16 protein-coding genes are annotated in these 17,641 nt (G+C 66.1%); 13 read left to right on the top strand and 3 right to left on the bottom strand.

The genetic code is table 11. The features are described 5' to 3' along the window. Nucleotides 1-27 precede the first annotated feature (27 nt). On the top strand, nt 28-1,299 hold the full coding sequence (locus J8I35_RS13415; RefSeq protein ID WP_124555623.1) for a glutamate-5-semialdehyde dehydrogenase: 1,272 nt from the start codon (nt 28-30) through the stop codon (nt 1,297-1,299). Between the two features lie 23 nt (nt 1,300-1,322). Beyond that, nucleotides 1,323-1,745: a CopD family protein gene (locus J8I35_RS13420; protein ID WP_089488167.1), complete on the top strand. Its 423-nt coding sequence runs from the start codon at nt 1,323-1,325 to the stop codon at nt 1,743-1,745. A 93-nt stretch (nt 1,746-1,838) separates the two neighbouring features. On the opposite strand, the gene J8I35_RS13425 is transcribed toward J8I35_RS13420, so the two are convergent. Next, a complete protein-coding gene (locus J8I35_RS13425; RefSeq protein WP_050013824.1) occupies nt 1,839-2,687 on the bottom strand; it encodes a MurR/RpiR family transcriptional regulator in 849 nt (282 codons plus the stop codon). Nucleotides 2,688-2,981: 294 nt separating this feature from the next. Between J8I35_RS13425 and edd the strand changes: the two genes are divergently transcribed. From edd to J8I35_RS13445, 4 genes are all read left to right on the top strand, one after another. Further along, complete coding sequence (edd, locus tag J8I35_RS13430; protein ID WP_050013823.1) at nt 2,982-4,838, top strand: phosphogluconate dehydratase; 1,857 nt, start codon at nt 2,982-2,984, stop codon at nt 4,836-4,838. Between the two features lie 19 nt (nt 4,839-4,857). Then, entirely contained in the window at nt 4,858-5,484 is a 627-nt protein-coding gene (gene eda / locus J8I35_RS13435) for a bifunctional 4-hydroxy-2-oxoglutarate aldolase/2-dehydro-3-deoxy-phosphogluconate aldolase (protein ID WP_006483410.1), read from the top strand. 217 nt (nt 5,485-5,701) lie between these two features. After that, entirely contained in the window at nt 5,702-7,063 is a 1,362-nt protein-coding gene (locus J8I35_RS13440; RefSeq protein ID WP_050013822.1) for a GntP family permease, read from the top strand. 13 nt (nt 7,064-7,076) lie between these two features. Continuing rightward, nucleotides 7,077-7,580, top strand: a complete 504-nt coding sequence (locus J8I35_RS13445) for a gluconokinase (RefSeq protein WP_050013821.1) — start codon at nt 7,077-7,079, stop codon at nt 7,578-7,580. 71 nt (nt 7,581-7,651) lie between these two features. Here J8I35_RS13445 and J8I35_RS13450 read toward each other — a convergent pair whose 3' ends face one another. Then, complete coding sequence (locus J8I35_RS13450; RefSeq protein ID WP_050013820.1) at nt 7,652-8,299, bottom strand: TetR/AcrR family transcriptional regulator C-terminal domain-containing protein; 648 nt, start codon at nt 8,297-8,299, stop codon at nt 7,652-7,654. Between the two features lie 283 nt (nt 8,300-8,582). On the opposite strand from J8I35_RS13450, the gene J8I35_RS13455 reads away from it, so the two are divergent. Next, nucleotides 8,583-10,004, top strand: a complete 1,422-nt coding sequence (locus tag J8I35_RS13455) for an FAD-dependent oxidoreductase (RefSeq protein WP_124555625.1) — start codon at nt 8,583-8,585, stop codon at nt 10,002-10,004. A 77-nt stretch (nt 10,005-10,081) separates the two neighbouring features. Here J8I35_RS13455 and purB read toward each other — a convergent pair whose 3' ends face one another. Then, nucleotides 10,082-11,470 (bottom strand): adenylosuccinate lyase, encoded by a 1,389-nt coding sequence (gene purB, locus J8I35_RS13460; RefSeq protein ID WP_059500983.1) that lies wholly within the window; start codon nt 11,468-11,470, stop codon nt 10,082-10,084. Nucleotides 11,471-11,725: 255 nt separating this feature from the next. Between purB and J8I35_RS13465 the strand changes: the two genes are divergently transcribed. The 6 genes from J8I35_RS13465 (at nt 11,726) to J8I35_RS13490 (ending at nt 17,633) form a co-directional block, all read left to right on the top strand. Continuing rightward, nucleotides 11,726-12,691 (top strand): LysR substrate-binding domain-containing protein, encoded by a 966-nt coding sequence (locus tag J8I35_RS13465; RefSeq protein WP_050013817.1) that lies wholly within the window; start codon nt 11,726-11,728, stop codon nt 12,689-12,691. A 276-nt stretch (nt 12,692-12,967) separates the two neighbouring features. Further along, nucleotides 12,968-14,254, top strand: a complete 1,287-nt coding sequence (locus J8I35_RS13470) for a Glu/Leu/Phe/Val dehydrogenase (RefSeq protein WP_050013816.1) — start codon at nt 12,968-12,970, stop codon at nt 14,252-14,254. 261 nt (nt 14,255-14,515) lie between these two features. After that, entirely contained in the window at nt 14,516-15,409 is an 894-nt protein-coding gene (locus tag J8I35_RS13475; RefSeq protein WP_050013815.1) for a glutamate/aspartate ABC transporter substrate-binding protein, read from the top strand. An 84-nt stretch (nt 15,410-15,493) separates the two neighbouring features. Further along, complete coding sequence (locus J8I35_RS13480; protein ID WP_069616754.1) at nt 15,494-16,234, top strand: amino acid ABC transporter permease; 741 nt, start codon at nt 15,494-15,496, stop codon at nt 16,232-16,234. Next, a complete protein-coding gene (gene gltK, locus J8I35_RS13485) occupies nt 16,234-16,911 on the top strand; it encodes a glutamate/aspartate ABC transporter permease GltK (protein ID WP_050013813.1) in 678 nt (225 codons plus the stop codon). Before J8I35_RS13480 ends, gltK begins: the two co-directional genes overlap by 1 nt. Then, nucleotides 16,908-17,633, top strand: a complete 726-nt coding sequence (locus tag J8I35_RS13490; protein WP_124594277.1) for an amino acid ABC transporter ATP-binding protein — start codon at nt 16,908-16,910, stop codon at nt 17,631-17,633. The genes gltK and J8I35_RS13490 overlap by 4 nt, the downstream gene beginning before the upstream one ends. Nucleotides 17,634-17,641: the final 8 nt, after the last annotated feature.

A 17,641-nucleotide genomic window follows, 5' to 3' on the forward strand; every position in this document is an offset into this window, starting at 1 on the left:
CGCGCGGCTCGCTTCTCGAGTCACACGATGGATATCGATCAGTACATGACCGACCTGGGCCGTCGCGCCCGGCACGCCTCCCGCGCGATGGCGCGCGCCAGCACGGCCGCGAAGAACGCGGCGCTCGACGCCGTGGCCCGCGCGATCGAACGCGACGCGCAGGCGCTGAAGGACGCGAATGCACGCGACGTCGCCCGCGCCCGTGAAAAGGGGCTCGATGCGGCGTTCGTCGACCGCCTGACGCTGTCGGACAAGGCGTTGAACACGATGGTCGAAGGGCTGCGTCAGGTTGCGTCGCTGGCCGATCCGATCGGCGAGATCGGCAACCTGAAGTTCCGCCCGAGCGGGATCCAGGTCGGCCAGATGCGCGTGCCGCTCGGCGTGATCGGCATCATCTACGAATCGCGCCCGAACGTGACGATCGACGCGGCCGCGCTGTGCCTGAAGTCGGGCAACGCGACGATCCTGCGCGGCGGCTCCGAAGCGCTCGAGTCGAACGCGGCGCTCGCGAAGCTGATCGGCGAAGGGCTCGAGGCGGCAGGCCTCCCACAGGACGCGGTGCAGGTCGTCGCGACGGCCGATCGCGCGGCGGTCGGCAAGCTGATCACGATGACCGAATTCGTCGACGTGATCGTGCCGCGCGGCGGCAAGAGCCTGATCGAACGGCTGATCAACGAGGCACGCGTGCCGATGATCAAGCACCTCGACGGCATCTGCCACGTGTACGTCGACGATCGCGCCGATCTCGACAAGGCGCTGACCGTCTGCGACAACGCGAAGACGCACCGCTACGGCACCTGCAACACGATGGAGACGCTGCTCGTGTCGAGCGGCATCGCCGCGAAGCTGCTGCCGCCGCTCGGCAAGCTGTATCGCGACAAGCAGGTCGAACTGCGCGTCGACGCGGCCGCGCGCGCGGTGCTCGCCGATGCGGGCGTCGGCCCGCTCGTCGACGCGACCGAAGAAGACTGGCACACCGAATATCTGGCGCCGGTGCTTGCGATCAAGGTCGTCGACGGGCTCGACGCCGCGATCGAGCACATCAACCATTACGGCTCGCATCACACGGATGCGATCGTCACCGAGGATCACGACCGCGCGATGCGCTTCCTGCGCGAAGTCGATTCGGCGAGCGTGATGGTCAACGCGTCGACACGCTTCGCGGACGGTTTCGAATTCGGCCTCGGCGCGGAAATCGGCATCTCGAACGACAAGCTGCACGCACGCGGCCCCGTCGGCCTGGAAGGGCTGACGTCGCTGAAGTACGTCGTGCTCGGGCACGGCGAAGGTCGTCAGTAAGTCAACCGCGAGGCGCACAATCGATGGCAATGCTCTGGGTCAAGACGTTCCATATCGTTCTGATCGCCGCGTGGTTCGCGGGGCTGTTCTACCTGCCGCGCATCTACGTGAACCTGGCCATGGAGACCGATCCGGCCGCGGTGCGGCGCCTGCTGCTGATGGCGCGCAAGCTGTTCCGCTTCATGACGATGATCGCGGTGCCGGCGCTCGCGTGCGGGCTGTGGCTGTGGCTCGTGATCGGCATCGGCCAGGGGCAGGGCTGGATCCATGCGAAGGTGACGGTCGTGTTGCTGCTGATCGTCTATCACGCGTATTGCGGGCATCTGCTGAAAGTGTTCGAGCGAGGCGAGAACCGCCGCACCGACAGGTGGTATCGCGTGTTCAACGAGCTGCCGGTGCTCGGCATGCTCGCGGCGGTCGCGCTGGTCGTGATCAAGCCGTTCTGAGCGGCGCGGCCGGCGAGTCCGTCGCCGCCGAATCATGCACAACGGCGCCCCTCGGGGCGCCGTCGTTCGTTTACGCTCGGCGTTCCGCGACGACTAGTCCTTCGTCGGGTCGTCGATCCGGCGTCGCGTGATCGCTTCCTTCGCGCGGCCGACGCGCTCCATCAGCGCAGGCCCGCGCGACAGCGCGACGCCGACCGCGAGGATGTCGCCGATCGCGAGATGCGACATCCGCGACGTCATCGGCGAGAACACGTCCGTTTCCTCGGCGACGTTCGACGCGAGGCTGACCGTCGCGAGCTTCGCGAGCGGCGAATGGCTCTGCGTGATCGCGACGACTTTCGCGCCGCATGCGAGCGCGGAGCGCGCGGCGTCGACGATGTCGCGCGTGCGGCCGGTGTTCGAGATCGCGACGACGACGTCGTGCGGGCCGAGCAGCGCCGACGACATCGAGAACGTGTGCGGGTCCGAATACGCGACGCTCGGCACGCCGAGCCGGAAGAACTTGTGCTGGATGTCCTGCGCGGCGATGCCCGAGCCGCCGGCGCCGTAGAACTCGATCCGCGACGCGTTCGACAGCAGCGCGATCGCGTCGGCGACGCTGCCCGCCGACAGGCTGTTGCGCACCTCGATCAGCGCGCCGATCGTGCGGTCGAACACCTTGCCGATGATGCCGGGCGCCGGCTCGTCGGGCTCGACGTCGCGGTACACCGACGACACGCCCGGCGCGACGCTCTGCGCGAGCCGGATCTTGAATTCGCGGAAGCCGCTGCAGCCGAGCGCCTGGCAGAAGCGCGCGATGGTCGGCTGGCTGACGCCCGCGCGGGTCGACAGCTCGGTCATCGCGAGGTCGAGCACCTCGCGCGGCGCGGCGAGGATGTAGTCGGCGAGCTTGCGCTCGGACGGGCGCAACTCGGCGCGGATCGCTTCAATGCGAGGCAGCATGGGGCGGCACGTGGAAATCGGGTTCGGATGAGCGAGTGTATCGCACTCCAATTGTAGAAAATCTACATGAAAATACTAGCGTAATTGCAACGGTTTGGGTGCGAGTCCAGCAGTGGGAATTAGGGTTTTCACTGATTAAAGCCTTGCTGGTGGCGGGAATAAGGGTTGCGAGCCAACCGATCCGCATTGCGTGCTTGTAGTTTTTCTACTAGACTTGCTTCGTTCGATCGACGAAGCTCGACCGTCCCCACGATTCCAACCGCCGGTGTCGGCCGGCATACAGGAGCGCCCAGCATGACGTCGCTGCACCCCACTCTGGCGAAGGTCACCGAACGCGTGATCGCCCGCAGCCAATCGACCCGTTCCGCCTATCTACAGCGCATCGACGGCGCGCAAGGCAAGTTCCCGGCACGCGGCGCGCTGTCGTGCGCGAACCTCGCGCACGGCTTCGCGGGCCTCGAGGGTAACGACAAGTTCTCGATCAAGGCGATTCGCGAGCCGAACATCGGCATCGTGTCCTCGTACAACGAGATGCTGTCCGCGCACGCGCCGTACAAGGATTTCCCCGAGATCATCAAGGCGGCCGCGCGCGAGAACGGCGGGGTCGCGCAGTTCGCGGGCGGCGTGCCGGCGATGTGCGACGGCGTCACGCAGGGCAACCCGGGGATGGAGCTGTCGCTGTTCTCGCGCGAGGCGATCGCGATGGGCACGGCGATCGCGCTCACGCACAACATGTTCGATGCCGCGCTCTGCCTCGGCATCTGCGACAAGATCGTGCCGGGCCTCCTGATCGGCGCGCTGCAGTTCGGCCATCTGCCGACGATCTTCGTGCCGGCCGGCCCGATGACGAGCGGCCTGTCGAACGACGACAAGGCGAAGATCCGCCAGCAGTTCGCGACCGGCCAGGTCGGCCGCGACGCGCTGCTCGAAGCCGAATCGGCCGCGTATCACGGCCACGGCACCTGCACGTTCTACGGCACCGCGAACAGCAACCAGATGCTGATGGAGCTGATGGGGCTGCACCTGCCGGGCTCGGCATTCGTTCATCCGCACACGCCGCTGCGCACCGCGCTGACGGCCGAGGCCGCGCGCCGCGTGCTCGACCTGACCGTCGAGCGCGGCCAGTACACGCCGATCGGCCATGTGATCGACGAAAAGGCGATCGTCAACGGGATCGTCGCGCTGCTCGCGACGGGCGGCTCGACCAACCACACGCTGCACCTCGTCGCGATCGCGCGCGCGGCCGGCATCCTGATCGACTGGAACGATTTCGACGAGCTGTCGGCCGTCGTGCCGCTGCTCGCGAAGATCTACCCGAACGGCAAGGCCGACGTGAACCATTTCCACGCGGCGGGCGGTGTCGCATTCCTGGTGCGCAACCTGCTCGAAGGCGGGCTGCTGCACGAGGACGTGACGACGGTCGCCGGCAAGGGGCTTGCGCACTACACGAAGGAGCCGAAGCTGATCGACGGCAAGCTGACGTGGGTCGACGGCGCGGCCGAGAGCCACGACACGAAGGTGCTGCGCGGCATTCGCGACCCGTTCCAGCCGGACGGCGGCCTGCGCCTGATGCAGGGCCGGCTCGGCCGCGGCGTGATCAAGATCTCGGCGGTCGCGCCCGAGCACCGCAAGGTGAAGGCGCCGGCGATCGTGTTCGACTCGCAGGAAGCCGTGCAGGCCGCGTTCGATCGCGGCGAGCTGAAGCGCGACTTCGTCGCGGTGGTGCGCTTCCAGGGCGCGCGCGCGAACGGCATGCCCGAACTGCACCGTTTGACGCCGCTGCTCGGCGTGCTGCAGGATCAGGGCTTCCACGTCGCGCTGGTCACCGACGGCCGCATGTCGGGCGCGTCGGGCAAGGTGCCGGCCGTGATCCACGTGTCGCCGGAAGCGCTGCTGGCCGGCCCGATCGGCAAGGTGAAGACGGGCGACATGCTCGTGATCGACGCGGAAGCCGGCGTGCTCGACATCGAGGTCGACGACGCCGAATGGCACGCGCGCCCGGTCGCGCAGCCGCAGCACCAGGCCGAGAACGAAGTCGGGTTCGGCCGCGAACTGTTCGGCGTGTTTCGCGCGGCGGCCGCGCCGGCCGAGCAGGGCGCATCGGTTTTCGGGACGCTGGTCGGCGAAACGGCCGCCAGCGTCGCCGCATGAATTTCTAGGAGCCAATTCAATGAAGACGATTGCTGAAATCGTGAAGCTGGGCCCGGTCATTCCGGTGCTCGCATTCGACTCGGTCGAGCAGGGCGAAAACGTGTCGCGCGCATTGCACGCGGGCGGCGTGAAGGTGCTCGAGATCACGCTGCGCACGCCGGCGGGCCTCGAGGCGATCCAGCGCGCGAGCCAGCTCGCGGACGACATCGTCGTCGGCGTGGGCACGATCACGAAGCCCGAGCACTGCGCGCAGGCGAAGCGCGCGGGCGCGACGTTCGGCGTGTCGCCGGGCCTGACGAAGGAGCTGCACCTCGCGTCGCTCGACGCGGGCCTGCCGCTGCTGCCGGGCGTGATGACGCCGAGCGACATCATCCAGGCGCTCGAATTCGGCTACGACATCGTGAAATTCTTCCCCGCGCAGCAGGCGGGCGGCGTGCCGATGCTGCAGGCGTTCCACGGCCCGTTCCCGGCGCTGAAGTTCTGCCCGACGGGCGGCATCACGGTCGATACCGCGCCGAACTTCCTGAAACTGCCGAACGTCGTGTGCGTCGGCGGCTCGTGGCTCACGCCGAAGGCCGCGCTCGCCGCGCAGGATTGGGCCGAAGTCACGCGCCTCGCGCAAGCGGCGAGCCAGCTTCCCCGTTAAGACTTGTACCAAATGACGGTTTGGCCCTCGGAAAGCAAGCGTTAGTGCTTGTTTTACCGAGGGTTTTTGCTGATGGAACCGGTTCTATCCGCGGATCGCAAAGATAAGTAAAATTCAGCGTCCTGACGGGGGGGTACCCCCGTGTTTCGGAGACCTGCATAGCCGGGCATACTCGCAACGACTCGCCCGGTTCGAACAATTCTAGGAGGAGTGCCACATGGGGGCCGTCCAAGGCAGCATGCTGCTCGTATTCACGCTGATCGCGATTGCCGCGCTGATCCTGATGATCGCGCGCTACAAGATCTACCCGTTCCTGGTGCTGATCATCGTTTCGCTCGGCCTCGGCCTCGTCGTCGGCATGCCGATGGACAAGATCGTCAAGTCGTTCGAAACCGGTACCGGCGGCACGCTCGGCCACATCGCGATCGTCGTCGGCCTCGGCACGATGCTCGGCAAGATGATGGCCGAATCGGGCGGCGCCGAGCGGATCGCGACCACGCTGATCGACTGGTTCGGTGAAAAGAACATCCACTGGGCGATGATGTTCGTCGCGATCATCGTCGGCCTGCCGGTGTTCTTCGAAGTCGGCTTCGTGCTGCTGATCCCGATCGCGTTCAACGTCGCGAAGCGCACCGGCAAGTCGCTGCTCGTCGTCGGCCTGCCGATGGTGGCCGGCCTGTCGGTGGTGCACGGGCTGATCCCGCCGCATCCGGCCGCGCTGCTGGCCGTCCAGCAATACGGCGCCGATATCGGCAAGACGATCGCGTTCGGCCTCGTCGTCGGCGTGCCGACCGCGATCATCGCGGGCCCGCTGTTCGCGCTGATGATCTCGAAGTTCGTGAAGCTGCCGGAAAACAACCCGCTCGCATCGCAATTCGTCGATTCGCGCACGGACGGCGGCAAGCGCGAACTGCCGAGCTTCGGCATCACGCTGTTCACGATCCTGCTGCCCGTCGTGCTGATGCTCGTCGGCAGCTGGGCCGACCTCGTGTTCACGCCGAAGTCGCTGCCGAACAACCTGCTGCGTTTTGCCGGCAACTCCGACGTCGCGCTGCTGATCGCCGTGCTCGTGAGCTTCTGGACCTTCGGCGCGAAGCAGGGCTTCAACCGCGACCAGATCCAGAAATTCTGCGGCGAGTGCCTGGCGCCGATCGCCGGCATCACGCTGATCGTCGGCGCGGGCGGCGGCTTCGGCGGCGTCCTGCGCGACAGCGGGATCTCGCAACAGATCGTCGAGACCGCGAAGCACGCGCATCTGTCGCCGCTGCTGCTCGGGTGGTTCGTCGCGGCGCTGATGCGTCTCGCGACGGGTTCGGCGACGGTCGCGATGACGACGGCCTGCGGCATCGTCGCACCGATCGCGGCGGCGTCGGGCGCGGCGGTCCGGCCTGAGCTGCTGGTGCTCGCGACGGGCTCGGGCTCGCTGATCTTCTCGCACGTGAACGACGGCGGCTTCTGGCTGATCAAGGAATATTTCGGGATGACGGTCGGCCAGACGTTCAAGACCTGGTCGCTGCTTGAAACCATCATCTCGGTGCTCGGTCTGAGCTTTACGCTGTTGCTGAGCGTGGTTCTGTAACAAGGGGTAGTCAATGATTCTGATCGCAATGGGCGTGTCGGGCGCGGGCAAGTCGCGAATCGGCGAAATGCTGGCGGAACGCCTGTCGTGCAGCTATACCGATGGCGACGCGTTTCACAGCGCGGCGAACAAGGAAAAGATGCACCACGGCATTCCGCTGACCGATGAAGACCGCTGGCCGTGGCTGCGCACGATCCGCGCGGCCATCGAGGAAAAGCAGCACGCGGGCGAAACCGCCGTGTTCACGTGCTCGTCGCTGAAGCGGTCGTACCGCGACGTGCTGCGCGGCACCGACACCGACGTGCGGTTCGTGTATCTGAAGGGGTCGTTCGAGGTGCTGCAGGAACGCCTGAAGAGCCGCACCGGCCATTTCTTCGATCCGTCGCTGCTGAAGAGCCAGCTCGACACGCTCGAGGAGCCGGGCCCGGACGAGGCGATCGAGGTCAGCATCGAGCTGACGCCCGAGCAGATCGTCGATCAGGTCATGCTGAAGATCGGCCTCGCGCATCAGCACTGAGCGCGGTTCGCGGCCATCGTCATCGAAAAGGCGCCTTCGGGCGCTTTTTTCGTTGGCGGGGCGGACGCCGGTCAGGCCGTGCGCGAGCGTTGGGCTATGCCGTCGAGCAGCACGTCGAGCATCGTGTCATGGACGGCCGCCGGATCGAGCTGCGCATAGAGCGGCGCGGCCGACTTGACGAGCGGATGCGCGGCGTCGGACAGCGCGTGCATTTCCGCGAGCTCGACGTCGTTCGCGGGCCGTGTGAGGCCGCCCGCTTCGGCAGCGGCCAGCCCGATCACGCTCGCGTACCAGCCGACGCATACCGACGGCAGCGCCGCGCGCGGGATGCCGGCGTCGGTCAGCGCGCGATGCACGGCCTCGATGTGCGCGAGGTCGGCCGGGCCGGTGCTCATGTGCCGCTGCAGCAGCGCGAATGCGGCCGGGTAGCGCAGCGCGAGCGCGCGGTACTGGCGCGCGAGGTCGCGCAGCCGTTCGCGCCACGGCAGTGACGGATCGACCGGCACGAGCGAGCGCGACAGCGCATTCGCGATCGCGCGGCTCAGGCCGTCCTTCGACTTGAAGTGATACAGCACGCTCATCGGGTCGCAGCCGACCGATTGCGCGAGCTTGCGCACGCTGAACGCGGCTTCGCCGACGTCTTCGAGCAGCGCGAGCGCGGCCGCGACGAGCGCGTCCTTGTCGAGGCCGCGCGGCCCCTGGGCGGGTTTGTCTTTCATCGACGCAGGCTGGCACGCCGGCACGGCACCGGCTGTAAACTTGACGAAAGCTTATTCTACACTGTAGAATTATTTCTGCGGTGTAGAAATTGGGTGTCCCGGCACCTTTCAATACGTGCTTTCGCACAGTCCGGGATCCAGGCGGCACGAGCGTGCCGCCGTCAACACGGGCCATCGCGCCCCTTTTCTCGTTGACACCCATGTGGAACCGGCTGCCCCACCCGCGAAGCCTCGAGGCAACGAGGCCCTTCGACAGGCGGCCCAAGACCATGCAAGTGCAATCATGACGTCCAACAACAGGCCCTTGATCCAGGGCGAATCGCGTTTCGAGCAAACGCAACTGAATATCGAAAAAGACAACTGGAACTGGTGCGATCCGGCCCGCCATGACGGCGAACGGCCGGCCAACTGGTACGAGGCGTCGTTGTCGCGCCATGAAAACAGCGCGCCGCTGGCGCGCGACGCCGTCTGCGACGTGCTCGTGATCGGCGCCGGCTTGCTCGGCGCATCGGCCGCCCTGCATCTCGCGGAAGCGGGCGTCGACACGATCCTCGTCGACAAGCATCACGTCGGCTCGGCCGCGTCTGGCCGCAACGGCGGGCAACTGACGCCCGGCCTTGCGCGCTGGGAAGCCGCCGACATGATCGACTACCTATCGCACGACGATGCGAAACGGCTGTGGCGCTTCGCGTCGGCCGAGTCGATGGACCTGATCGACGAAATCGGCGCGCGTTACGCGCTCGATCTCGACCGCAAGCGCGGCCACGTCACGGCGGCGGTTCACCCCGGCCACATGAGCGCGCTGCTCGACGGCGCGGATGCGCGACGCCATCTCGGCGACGCGGGCGTGACGCTCGTCGGCCGCCATCAGCTGCACGACGAATACGTGCGCTCGGGGCTGTATCACGGCGCGGCGATCGACGCGGTCGGCGGGCAGATTCATCCGCTCGCGCTGGTGCGCGGCCTCGTGCACGGCTTCCGGCTGAACGGCGGTGCGCTGTACGAGGGCACCGAGGTGCTCGAACTCGACGAGACGCCCGCGGGCGTCGTCGCGACGACGCCGGGCGGCACGATTACCGCGCGCCGCGGCGTCGTGCTCGCGCTGCACAACACGACGTTCCGTTTGCTCGACGACGGCGCGGCGACCACCGTGCCGTTCTTCACGTACGTGAGCGTGACGGCGCCGCTCGACGTCGACGTCGCGACGCTGATGCCGGCCGGCATGCCGGTGTACGACACGCAGTTCCAGATCGACTACTACCGGCCGGTGCGCGGCAACCGCCTGCTGTTCGGCGGGCAAGGCACCGGCAGCTGCTGGGCGCAGCCCGACGTCAACGCGTATCTGCTGACACGGCTGAACACGGTGTTTCCGCAGCACGACGGCCGCTTCGCGCTCGACTACTGCTGGAGCGGCGTCAGCGACTTCACGCTGAACGGCGCGACCGACAGCCGCAAGACCGACGGCCGCGTGCCGATGTACATGGTGCAGGGCTGGAGCGGGCACGGCGTCGCCCAGACGGTGCGGATCGGCAAGGCGATCTGCGACGATTTCGTCGGCCGCAACGACGACTTCTCGATGCTCACGGGCATCGACCATCGTGCGATTCCGCTCGGCCGGCAGCTGTCGCCGATCGCGATTCCCGCCGCGAAGGCCGCGATGAGCGTGATGAGCGCGCTGAACCCGGGGCGGATGATCTCGTTCTGACCGGCTGCTGCAGGCAATAAAAAGCCCGATGCGAATCGCTTCGCATCGGGCTTTTTTGCGTCAGGCGACGGCGGCGCTTACGCGATCCGCTTCGCGAGTTCGACGGCCTTGCCGATGTACGACGCGGGCGTCATCGCGAGCAGGCGATCCTTCGCGTCCTGCGGGATCGCCAGCGTGCCGACGAATTCCTGCAGCGCTTCGCGCGTGATGCCCTTGCCGCGCGTCAGTTCCTTCAACTGCTCGTACGGGTTCTCGATGCCGTAGCGGCGCATCACCGTCTGCACCGGCTCCGCGAGCACTTCCCAGCAGTTGTCGAGATCTTCGTTCAGGCGTTGCGGGTTCACTTCGAGCTTGTCGAGGCCGCGGATCAGCGAATCGTACGCGAGCAGCGAGTAGCCGAGCGCGACGCCCATGTTGCGCAGCACCGTCGAGTCGGTCAGGTCGCGCTGCCAGCGCGACACCGGCAGCTTGTCGGCGAGGTGGCGCAGCGTCGCGTTCGCGAGGCCGAGGTTGCCTTCCGAGTTCTCGAAGTCGATCGGGTTGACCTTGTGCGGCATCGTCGACGAGCCGATCTCGCCGGCCTTCGTCTTCTGCTTGAAGTAACCGACCGAGATGTAGCCCCACACGTCGCGGTCGAGGTCGAGCAGGATCGTGTTCGCGCGCGCCACGGCGTCGAACAGTTCGGCCATGTAGTCGTGCGGCTCGATCTGGATCGTGTACGGGTTGAACGTGAGCTTCAGGCGGTTTTCGATCACGTCGCGCGAGAACGCTTCCCAGTCGAATTCCGGATACGCGGACAGGTGCGCGTTGAAGTTGCCGACCGCGCCGTTCATCTTGCCGAGGATCTCGACCTTCTCGATGCGCGCGATCGCGCGGGCGAGGCGCGCGGCGACGTTCGCGAGTTCCTTGCCGAGCGTCGTCGGGCTGGCCGGCTGGCCGTGCGTGCGCGACAGCATCGGCTGTTCCGCGTGCGCGTGCGCGAGCGCGACGAGGCGCTGGTGGACCGTGCGCAGCGCCGGCAGGATCACGTGTTCGCGCGCGCCGGCGAGCATCATCCCGTGCGACGTGTTGTTGATGTCCTCGGACGTGCACGCGAAGTGAATGAATTCGCTCGCCTTCTCGAGTTCGGCCTGGCCCTTCACCGATTCCTTCAGCCAGTATTCGACGGCCTTCACGTCGTGGTTCGTCACGCGCTCGATTTCCTTGATGCGTGCGGCGTCGTGCGCGGTGAAGCGCTCGGCGAGCTGCAGCAGGAACTGCTCGGAGGCTTCCGAGAAGCGCGGGACTTCCGCGAAGCCGGCGCGCGACAGCGCGATCAGCCAGTGCACCTCGACGGTGACGCGGTGGCGCATGAAGGCGGCTTCGGAGAGCCAGTCGCGCAGCGCTTCGGTCTTGCTGGCGTAGCGGCCGTCGATGGGCGAGAGCGCGGTGAGGGCGAAAAGCGTATCGGGACGAGTGTCGGACATGATCGGGCAGGGCCTTTTGGGGCCGGGGCGAACGAGGGGAGGAGAATCCGGCATTTTACCATCGGCGCGCGTCGATTCCGGCCGAACCGGTCCGGCCGCGCGCGCCGCCGGCGAGCGATGCCCGGGCGGCACGCGAATGGCGTGTCGGCAGGCGCCCCCGCGGGCTCGCCGGGCTGTCCGCCAAGCCGCCGGCCGGGCCCGCCCGCCGGTAGAATGCAGGCTTCTTCCCGACCGCCGCCCGCCGCGCCCGCCTGCATGGAACTGAAATGGCTCGAAGACTTCGTCTCGCTCGCGGAGACGCGCAGCTTTAGCCGGTCCGCCGAGCTGCGGCACGTGTCGCAGCCGGCGTTCTCGCGGCGCATCCAGGCGCTCGAGGCATGGCTCGCGACCGAGTTGATCGATCGTTCGGTCTATCCGACGCGGCTCACGCAGGCTGGGCAGATCTTCTACGAGCAGGCGCTGACGATGCTGTCGCAGGCGCACGAGGCGCGCACGCTGCTGCGCGGCCACGTCGGCGCGCCGGTGCCGACGATCGAATTCGCGGTGCCGCACACGCTGTCGCTCACGTATTTCCCGCGCTGGCTCGAGCGGATCGAGGCGAAGATGGGCCAGGTCCACACGCGGCTGCGCGCGCTGAACGTGCACGACGCGGTGCTGTCGCTCGTCGAAGGCGGCTGCGACCTCGTGATGGGCTACCACCACCCGAGCCACCCGGTCGCGCTCGACCCGGCGCGCTACGACATGCTCGTCCTCGGCAGCGAGCCGATCAGCCCGTTCTCCGCGCCCGGCCGCGCGGGCCGGCCGCGCCATACGCTGCCGGGCACGGCCGACGCGCGCGTGCCGTACCTGTCGTATACGCCGAACGCGTATCTCGGCCGGATGACCGAAGTCATCATCGCGAACGCGCCGACGCGGCTGTTCCTCGATCGCGTGTACGAAACCGACATGGCCGAAGGGCTGAAGGCGATGGCGCTCGCGGGCCACGGCGTCGCGTTCCTGCCGCACAGCGCGGTCGACGATGCGGTCGCGGGCGGCCGGCTGATCCGCCTCGACCGGTCGGCGCGCGGCGGCGCGCATCCGTTCACGCTGACGATGGAGATCCGGCTGTACTGCGACAAGCTCGCGCTGCAGGGCGACGATCCGCGGCAGAAGCTCGTGCGCGCGCTGTGGGACGTCGTGCGCGACGAACTGCGCGAGACCACCGGCGATACTGCCGGTTAACCGCCGGCGGTTAACCCGGCCGATTGGCCCGGTCGGCTGACGGCGGCCTTGCACCGCCTGTCGGACGGCTGTCCCGCGGCCGGCTCGCGCCTGTCCAATCCGTTTTTCCACGAACGCGATGCACGGCCGATCGCGGGCGTTCTTGCGCAAATCGACCGCGGATTTGCAAAAAATCGCGATCATGCAAGAAACGCATAATCGAATAAACAAACGGCATTGGATAAAAAAAACGGCTTTTTCGACAATGTGCGCAATCCGTTGAACGTTGGAGCTTCCATGTCTTCGCAACAGCAGTCCATCCCGTCCTACCTGCACGCCGACGATCTCGGCCCGTGGGGCAACTACCTTCAGCAGGTCGATCGCGTCGCGCCGTACCTCGGTTCGCTGTCGCGCTGGCTCGAAACGCTGAAGCGTCCGAAGCGCATCCTGATCGTCGACTGCCCGATCGAGCTCGACAACGGCACCGTCGCGCACTTCGAAGGCTATCGCGTGCAGCACAACGTGTCGCGCGGCCCGGGCAAGGGCGGCGTGCGCTACCACCAGGACGTGACGCTGTCGGAAGTGATGGCGCTGTCCGCATGGATGTCGGTGAAGAACGCGGCCGTGAACGTGCCGTACGGCGGTGCGAAGGGCGGCATCCGCGTCGACCCGCGCAAGCTGTCGCGTGGCGAGCTCGAGCGCGTGACGCGCCGCTACACCAGCGAAATCGGCATCATCATCGGGCCGAACACCGACATTCCGGCGCCGGACGTCAACACCAACGAACAGGTGATGGCGTGGATGATGGACACGTACTCGATGAACCAGGGCCAGACGTCGACCGGCGTCGTGACCGGCAAGCCGATCGCGCTCGGCGGTTCGCTCGGCCGCAAGGAAGCGACGGGCCGCGGCGTGTTCGTCGTCGGCTGCGAAGCGGCGAAGAAGAAGGGCCTCGAGATCGAAGGCGCGCGCATCGCGGTGCAGGGCTTCGGCAACGTCGGCGGCATCGCGGCGAAGCTGTTCCAGGAAGCGGGCTCGAAGGTGATCGCGGTGCAGGATCACACGGGCACGATCTACCAGCCGGCCGGCCTCGATTCGAACAAGCTGCTCGACCACGTCGCACGCACGGGCGGCGTCGCGGGCTTCGAAGGCGCCGAGCCGATGCCGAACGACGAGTTCTGGACGGTCGAGACCGACATCCTGATCCCGGCGGCGCTGGAAAACCAGATCACCGAGAAGAACGCGGCGAAGATCCGCACGAAGATCATCGTCGAAGGCGCGAACGGCCCGACGACGACCGCGGCGGACGACATCCTGAGCGCGAACGGCGTGCTCGTGATCCCCGACGTGATCGCGAACGCCGGTGGCGTGACCGTATCGTACTTCGAGTGGGTGCAGGATTTCTCGAGCTTCTTCTGGACGGAAGACGAGATCAACCATCGTCTCGAGCGCGTGATGCGCGAAGCGTTCGCCGGCGTGTGGGCGGTCGCGGAAGAGCACAAGGTGACGGTGCGTACGGCGGCGTTCATCGTCGCGTGCAAGCGCATCCTCATGGCGCGCGAAATGCGCGGCCTCTACCCCTGACCGGGCGTCCCTGACCGGGCGTCCCTAACCGGGCGTCCCTGATCATCGACCATGAAAGATTCATGACGCAATCCACCCGATTGCGGATGTGAACCCTCGCGGGCGGTGCCGAATCCGGCACCGCCCGCGCGCGCATCTGGCGCGCCCGGAGCCGGGAGGACGGCTTCGCACAGGGCGATTCGTAGTGCGGTAAACAACCAGTACTTTCAAAAATATTACTTTGATACACTGGCGCGGGTTTTAGCCAAGGAGATGACCAAAATGAAATACCACAAGGCAGTCCTGATGGCCGCGGCGCTGTGCGCGTTCGCAAGCGGCGCGCATGCTCAGGAGACTGGCACGCTGAAGAAGATCAAGGACACGGGCGTGATCGCGCTGGGCCACCGCGAATCGTCGATTCCGTTCTCCTACTACGACCAGAACCAGCAGGTGGTCGGCTATTCGCGCGAGTTCCAGCTGAAGATCGTGGACGCGGTGAAGAAGAAGCTGAGCCTGCCGAACCTGCAGGTGAAGAACATCCCCGTCACGTCGCAGAACCGCATCCCGCTCGTGCAGAACGGCACGGTCGACATCGAGTGCGGCTCGACGACCAACAACCTCGAGCGTCAGCAGCAAGCCGCGTTCTCCGACACGATCTTCGTGATCGGCACGCGCCTGATGACGAAGAAGGATTCGGGCGTCAAGGATTTCGCCGACCTGAAGGGCAAGACGGTCGTGACGACCGCCGGCACGACGTCGGAGCGCCTGCTGCGCAAGATGAACAACGACAAGCAGCTCGGCATGAACATCATCAGCGCGAAGGATCACGGCGATTCGTTCAACACGCTGGAATCGGGCCGCGCGGTCGCATTCATGATGGATGACGCGCTGCTCGCGGGCGAACGCGCGAAGGCGAAGCAGCCGGGCGAGTGGGTGATCGTCGGCACGCCGCAATCGGAAGAGGCTTACGGCTGCATGATGCGCAAGGGCGACGCCGACTTCAAGAAGGTCGTCGACGACGCGATCTCGCAAGTCGAGAAGTCGGGCGAAGCCGCGAAGATCTACGCGAAGTGGTTCGAGAACCCGATCCCGCCGAAGGGGCTGAACCTGAACTTCCCGCTGTCCGAGTCGATGAAGAAGCTGTACGCGAACCCGAACGACAAGGCGCTCGACTGACCGCACGGCCGTTGATGCAGAAATGACGCTAATGAGACGGAAGAGGCCACGCTTCTTCCGTTTCTTTTTGCTGGAGTCTTGCCCATGTCTTACCACTGGAACTGGGGCATCTTTCTGAGCCCCGTGTCGACCGGCGAGCCGACGACTTATTTCGGATGGCTGATGTCCGGCTTCTGGGTGACGATCGAAGTGTCGCTCGTCGCCTGGGTCATCGCGCTGATCGTCGGGTCGCTGTTCGGTGTGCTGCGCACCGTGCCGAACAAGTGGCTCGCCGCGATCGGCACCGTGTACGTGTCGATTTTCCGGAACATCCCGCTGATCGTGCAGTTCTTCGTCTGGTATCTCGTGATACCCGAGTTGCTGCCCGCATCGATCGGCACCTGGATCAAGCAGTTGCCGCCCGGCACGCAGTTCTTTACCGCGTCGATCGTCTGTCTCGGCCTGTTCACCGGCGCGCGCGTGTGCGAACAGGTGCGCTCGGGGATCAACGCGCTGCCGAAGGGCCAGCGCGCGGCCGGCCTCGCGATGGGCTTCACGCAATGGCAGACGTACCGCTACGTGCTGCTGCCCGTGGCATACCGGATCATCGTGCCGCCGCTCACGTCGGAATTCCTGAACATCTTCAAGAACTCCGCCGTCGCGTCGACGATCGGCCTGCTCGACCTGTCCGCGCAGGCGCGCCAGCTCGTCGACTACACCGCGCAGACCTACGAGTCGTTCATCGCCGTGACGCTCGCGTACGTGGTCATCAACCTCGTCGTGATGGCGTTCATGCGCTGGATCGAAGGCCGTACGCGGCTGCCCGGCTACATCGGAGGCAAGTGATGCATCAGTTCGACTGGAGTAGTATTCCCGGCGCGCTGCCGACGCTGTGGTCCGGTGCGATCGTCACGTTCAAGATCACGCTGATCGCGATCGTGGTCGGCATCGTCTGGGGCACGCTGCTGGCGCTGCTGCGGCTGTCCGGCGTGAAGCCGCTCGCGTGGTTCGCGAAAGCGTACGTGACGGTGTTCCGCTCGATCCCGCTCGTGATGGTGCTGCTGTGGTTCTTCCTGATCGTGCCGCAGTTGCTGCAGGGCGTGCTCGGGCTGTCGCCGACGATTGACATCCGCCTTGCGTCGGCGATGGTCGCGTTCTCGTTGTTCGAAGCCGCGTATTATTCCGAGATCATCCGCGCCGGCATCCAGGCGGTGCCGCGCGGGCAGGTGAACGCCGCGTTCGCGCTCGGCATGAACTACGCGCAGGCGATGCGCCTCGTGATCCTGCCGCAGGCGTTCCGCGCGATGGTGCCGCTGCTGCTCACGCAGGCGATCGTCCTGTTCCAGGATACGTCGCTCGTGTACGTGATCAGTCTCGCGGACTTCTTCCGCACGGCCGCCAACATCGGCGATCGCGACGGCACGACCGTCGAGATGGTCCTGTTCGCCGGCGCATGCTATTTCGTGATTTGCTCGTTGGCGTCTGCTCTCGTCAAGGGTCTCCAGAAAAAGGTCACAAGATGATTTCCATCAAGAACGTTTCGAAGTGGTACGGCCAGTTTCAGGTCCTCTCCGAATGCACGACCGAGGTCAAGAAAGGCGAAGTGGTCGTCGTGTGCGGCCCGTCGGGCTCCGGCAAGTCGACGCTGATCAAGACCGTGAACGGCCTCGAGCCGTTCCAGCAGGGCGAGATCCTCGTGAACGGCCAGTCGGTCGGCGACAAGAAGACGAACCTGTCGAAGCTGCGCTCGAAGGTCGGGATGGTGTTCCAGCATTTCGAACTGTTCCCGCACCTGTCGATCACCGAGAACCTGACGCTCGCGCAGATCAAGGTGCTCGGCCGCGGCAAGGACGAAGCGAACGAGAAGGGCATGAAGCTGCTCGATCGCGTCGGCCTGAAGGCGCATGCGCACAAGTTTCCCGGCCAGCTGTCGGGCGGCCAGCAACAGCGGGTCGCGATCGCGCGCGCGCTGTCGATGGACCCGATCGCGATGCTGTTCGACGAGCCGACGTCCGCACTCGATCCGGAGATGATCAACGAAGTGCTCGACGTGATGGTCGAACTCGCGCAGGAAGGGATGACGATGATGGTCGTCACGCACGAGATGGGCTTCGCGAAGAAGGTCGCGCACCGCGTGATCTTCATGGACAAGGGCGCGATCGTCGAGGACGACCGCAAGGACGATTTCTTCTCGAATCCGAAATCGGAACGCGCGAAGGACTTCCTCGCGAAGATCCTGCACTGAGCGTTCGC

The sequence above is a fragment of the Burkholderia sp. CpTa8-5 genome, from assembly GCF_017815045.1.
In the GTDB taxonomy this organism is placed as follows: domain Bacteria; phylum Pseudomonadota; class Gammaproteobacteria; order Burkholderiales; family Burkholderiaceae; genus Burkholderia; species Burkholderia sola.

Coding starts and splice junctions, on each gene's coding strand:
- J8I35_RS13490 (WP_124594277.1), top strand. CDS start 16,908: ATGATTTCCATCAAGAACGTTTCGAAGTGGTACGGCCAGTTTCAGGTC.
- J8I35_RS13415 (WP_124555623.1), top strand. CDS start 28: ATGGATATCGATCAGTACATGACCGACCTGGGCCGTCGCGCCCGGCAC.
- J8I35_RS13465 (WP_050013817.1), top strand. CDS start 11,726: ATGGAACTGAAATGGCTCGAAGACTTCGTCTCGCTCGCGGAGACGCGC.
- J8I35_RS13440 (WP_050013822.1), top strand. CDS start 5,702: ATGGGGGCCGTCCAAGGCAGCATGCTGCTCGTATTCACGCTGATCGCG.
- J8I35_RS13420 (WP_089488167.1), top strand. CDS start 1,323: ATGGCAATGCTCTGGGTCAAGACGTTCCATATCGTTCTGATCGCCGCG.
- edd (WP_050013823.1), top strand. CDS start 2,982: ATGACGTCGCTGCACCCCACTCTGGCGAAGGTCACCGAACGCGTGATC.
- J8I35_RS13470 (WP_050013816.1), top strand. CDS start 12,968: ATGTCTTCGCAACAGCAGTCCATCCCGTCCTACCTGCACGCCGACGAT.
- J8I35_RS13475 (WP_050013815.1), top strand. CDS start 14,516: ATGAAATACCACAAGGCAGTCCTGATGGCCGCGGCGCTGTGCGCGTTC.
- J8I35_RS13450 (WP_050013820.1), bottom strand. CDS start 8,299: ATGAAAGACAAACCCGCCCAGGGGCCGCGCGGCCTCGACAAGGACGCG.
- eda (WP_006483410.1), top strand. CDS start 4,858: ATGAAGACGATTGCTGAAATCGTGAAGCTGGGCCCGGTCATTCCGGTG.
- J8I35_RS13425 (WP_050013824.1), bottom strand. CDS start 2,687: ATGCTGCCTCGCATTGAAGCGATCCGCGCCGAGTTGCGCCCGTCCGAG.
- purB (WP_059500983.1), bottom strand. CDS start 11,470: ATGTCCGACACTCGTCCCGATACGCTTTTCGCCCTCACCGCGCTCTCG.
- J8I35_RS13455 (WP_124555625.1), top strand. CDS start 8,583: ATGACGTCCAACAACAGGCCCTTGATCCAGGGCGAATCGCGTTTCGAG.
- J8I35_RS13445 (WP_050013821.1), top strand. CDS start 7,077: ATGATTCTGATCGCAATGGGCGTGTCGGGCGCGGGCAAGTCGCGAATC.
- gltK (WP_050013813.1), top strand. CDS start 16,234: ATGCATCAGTTCGACTGGAGTAGTATTCCCGGCGCGCTGCCGACGCTG.
- J8I35_RS13480 (WP_069616754.1), top strand. CDS start 15,494: ATGTCTTACCACTGGAACTGGGGCATCTTTCTGAGCCCCGTGTCGACC.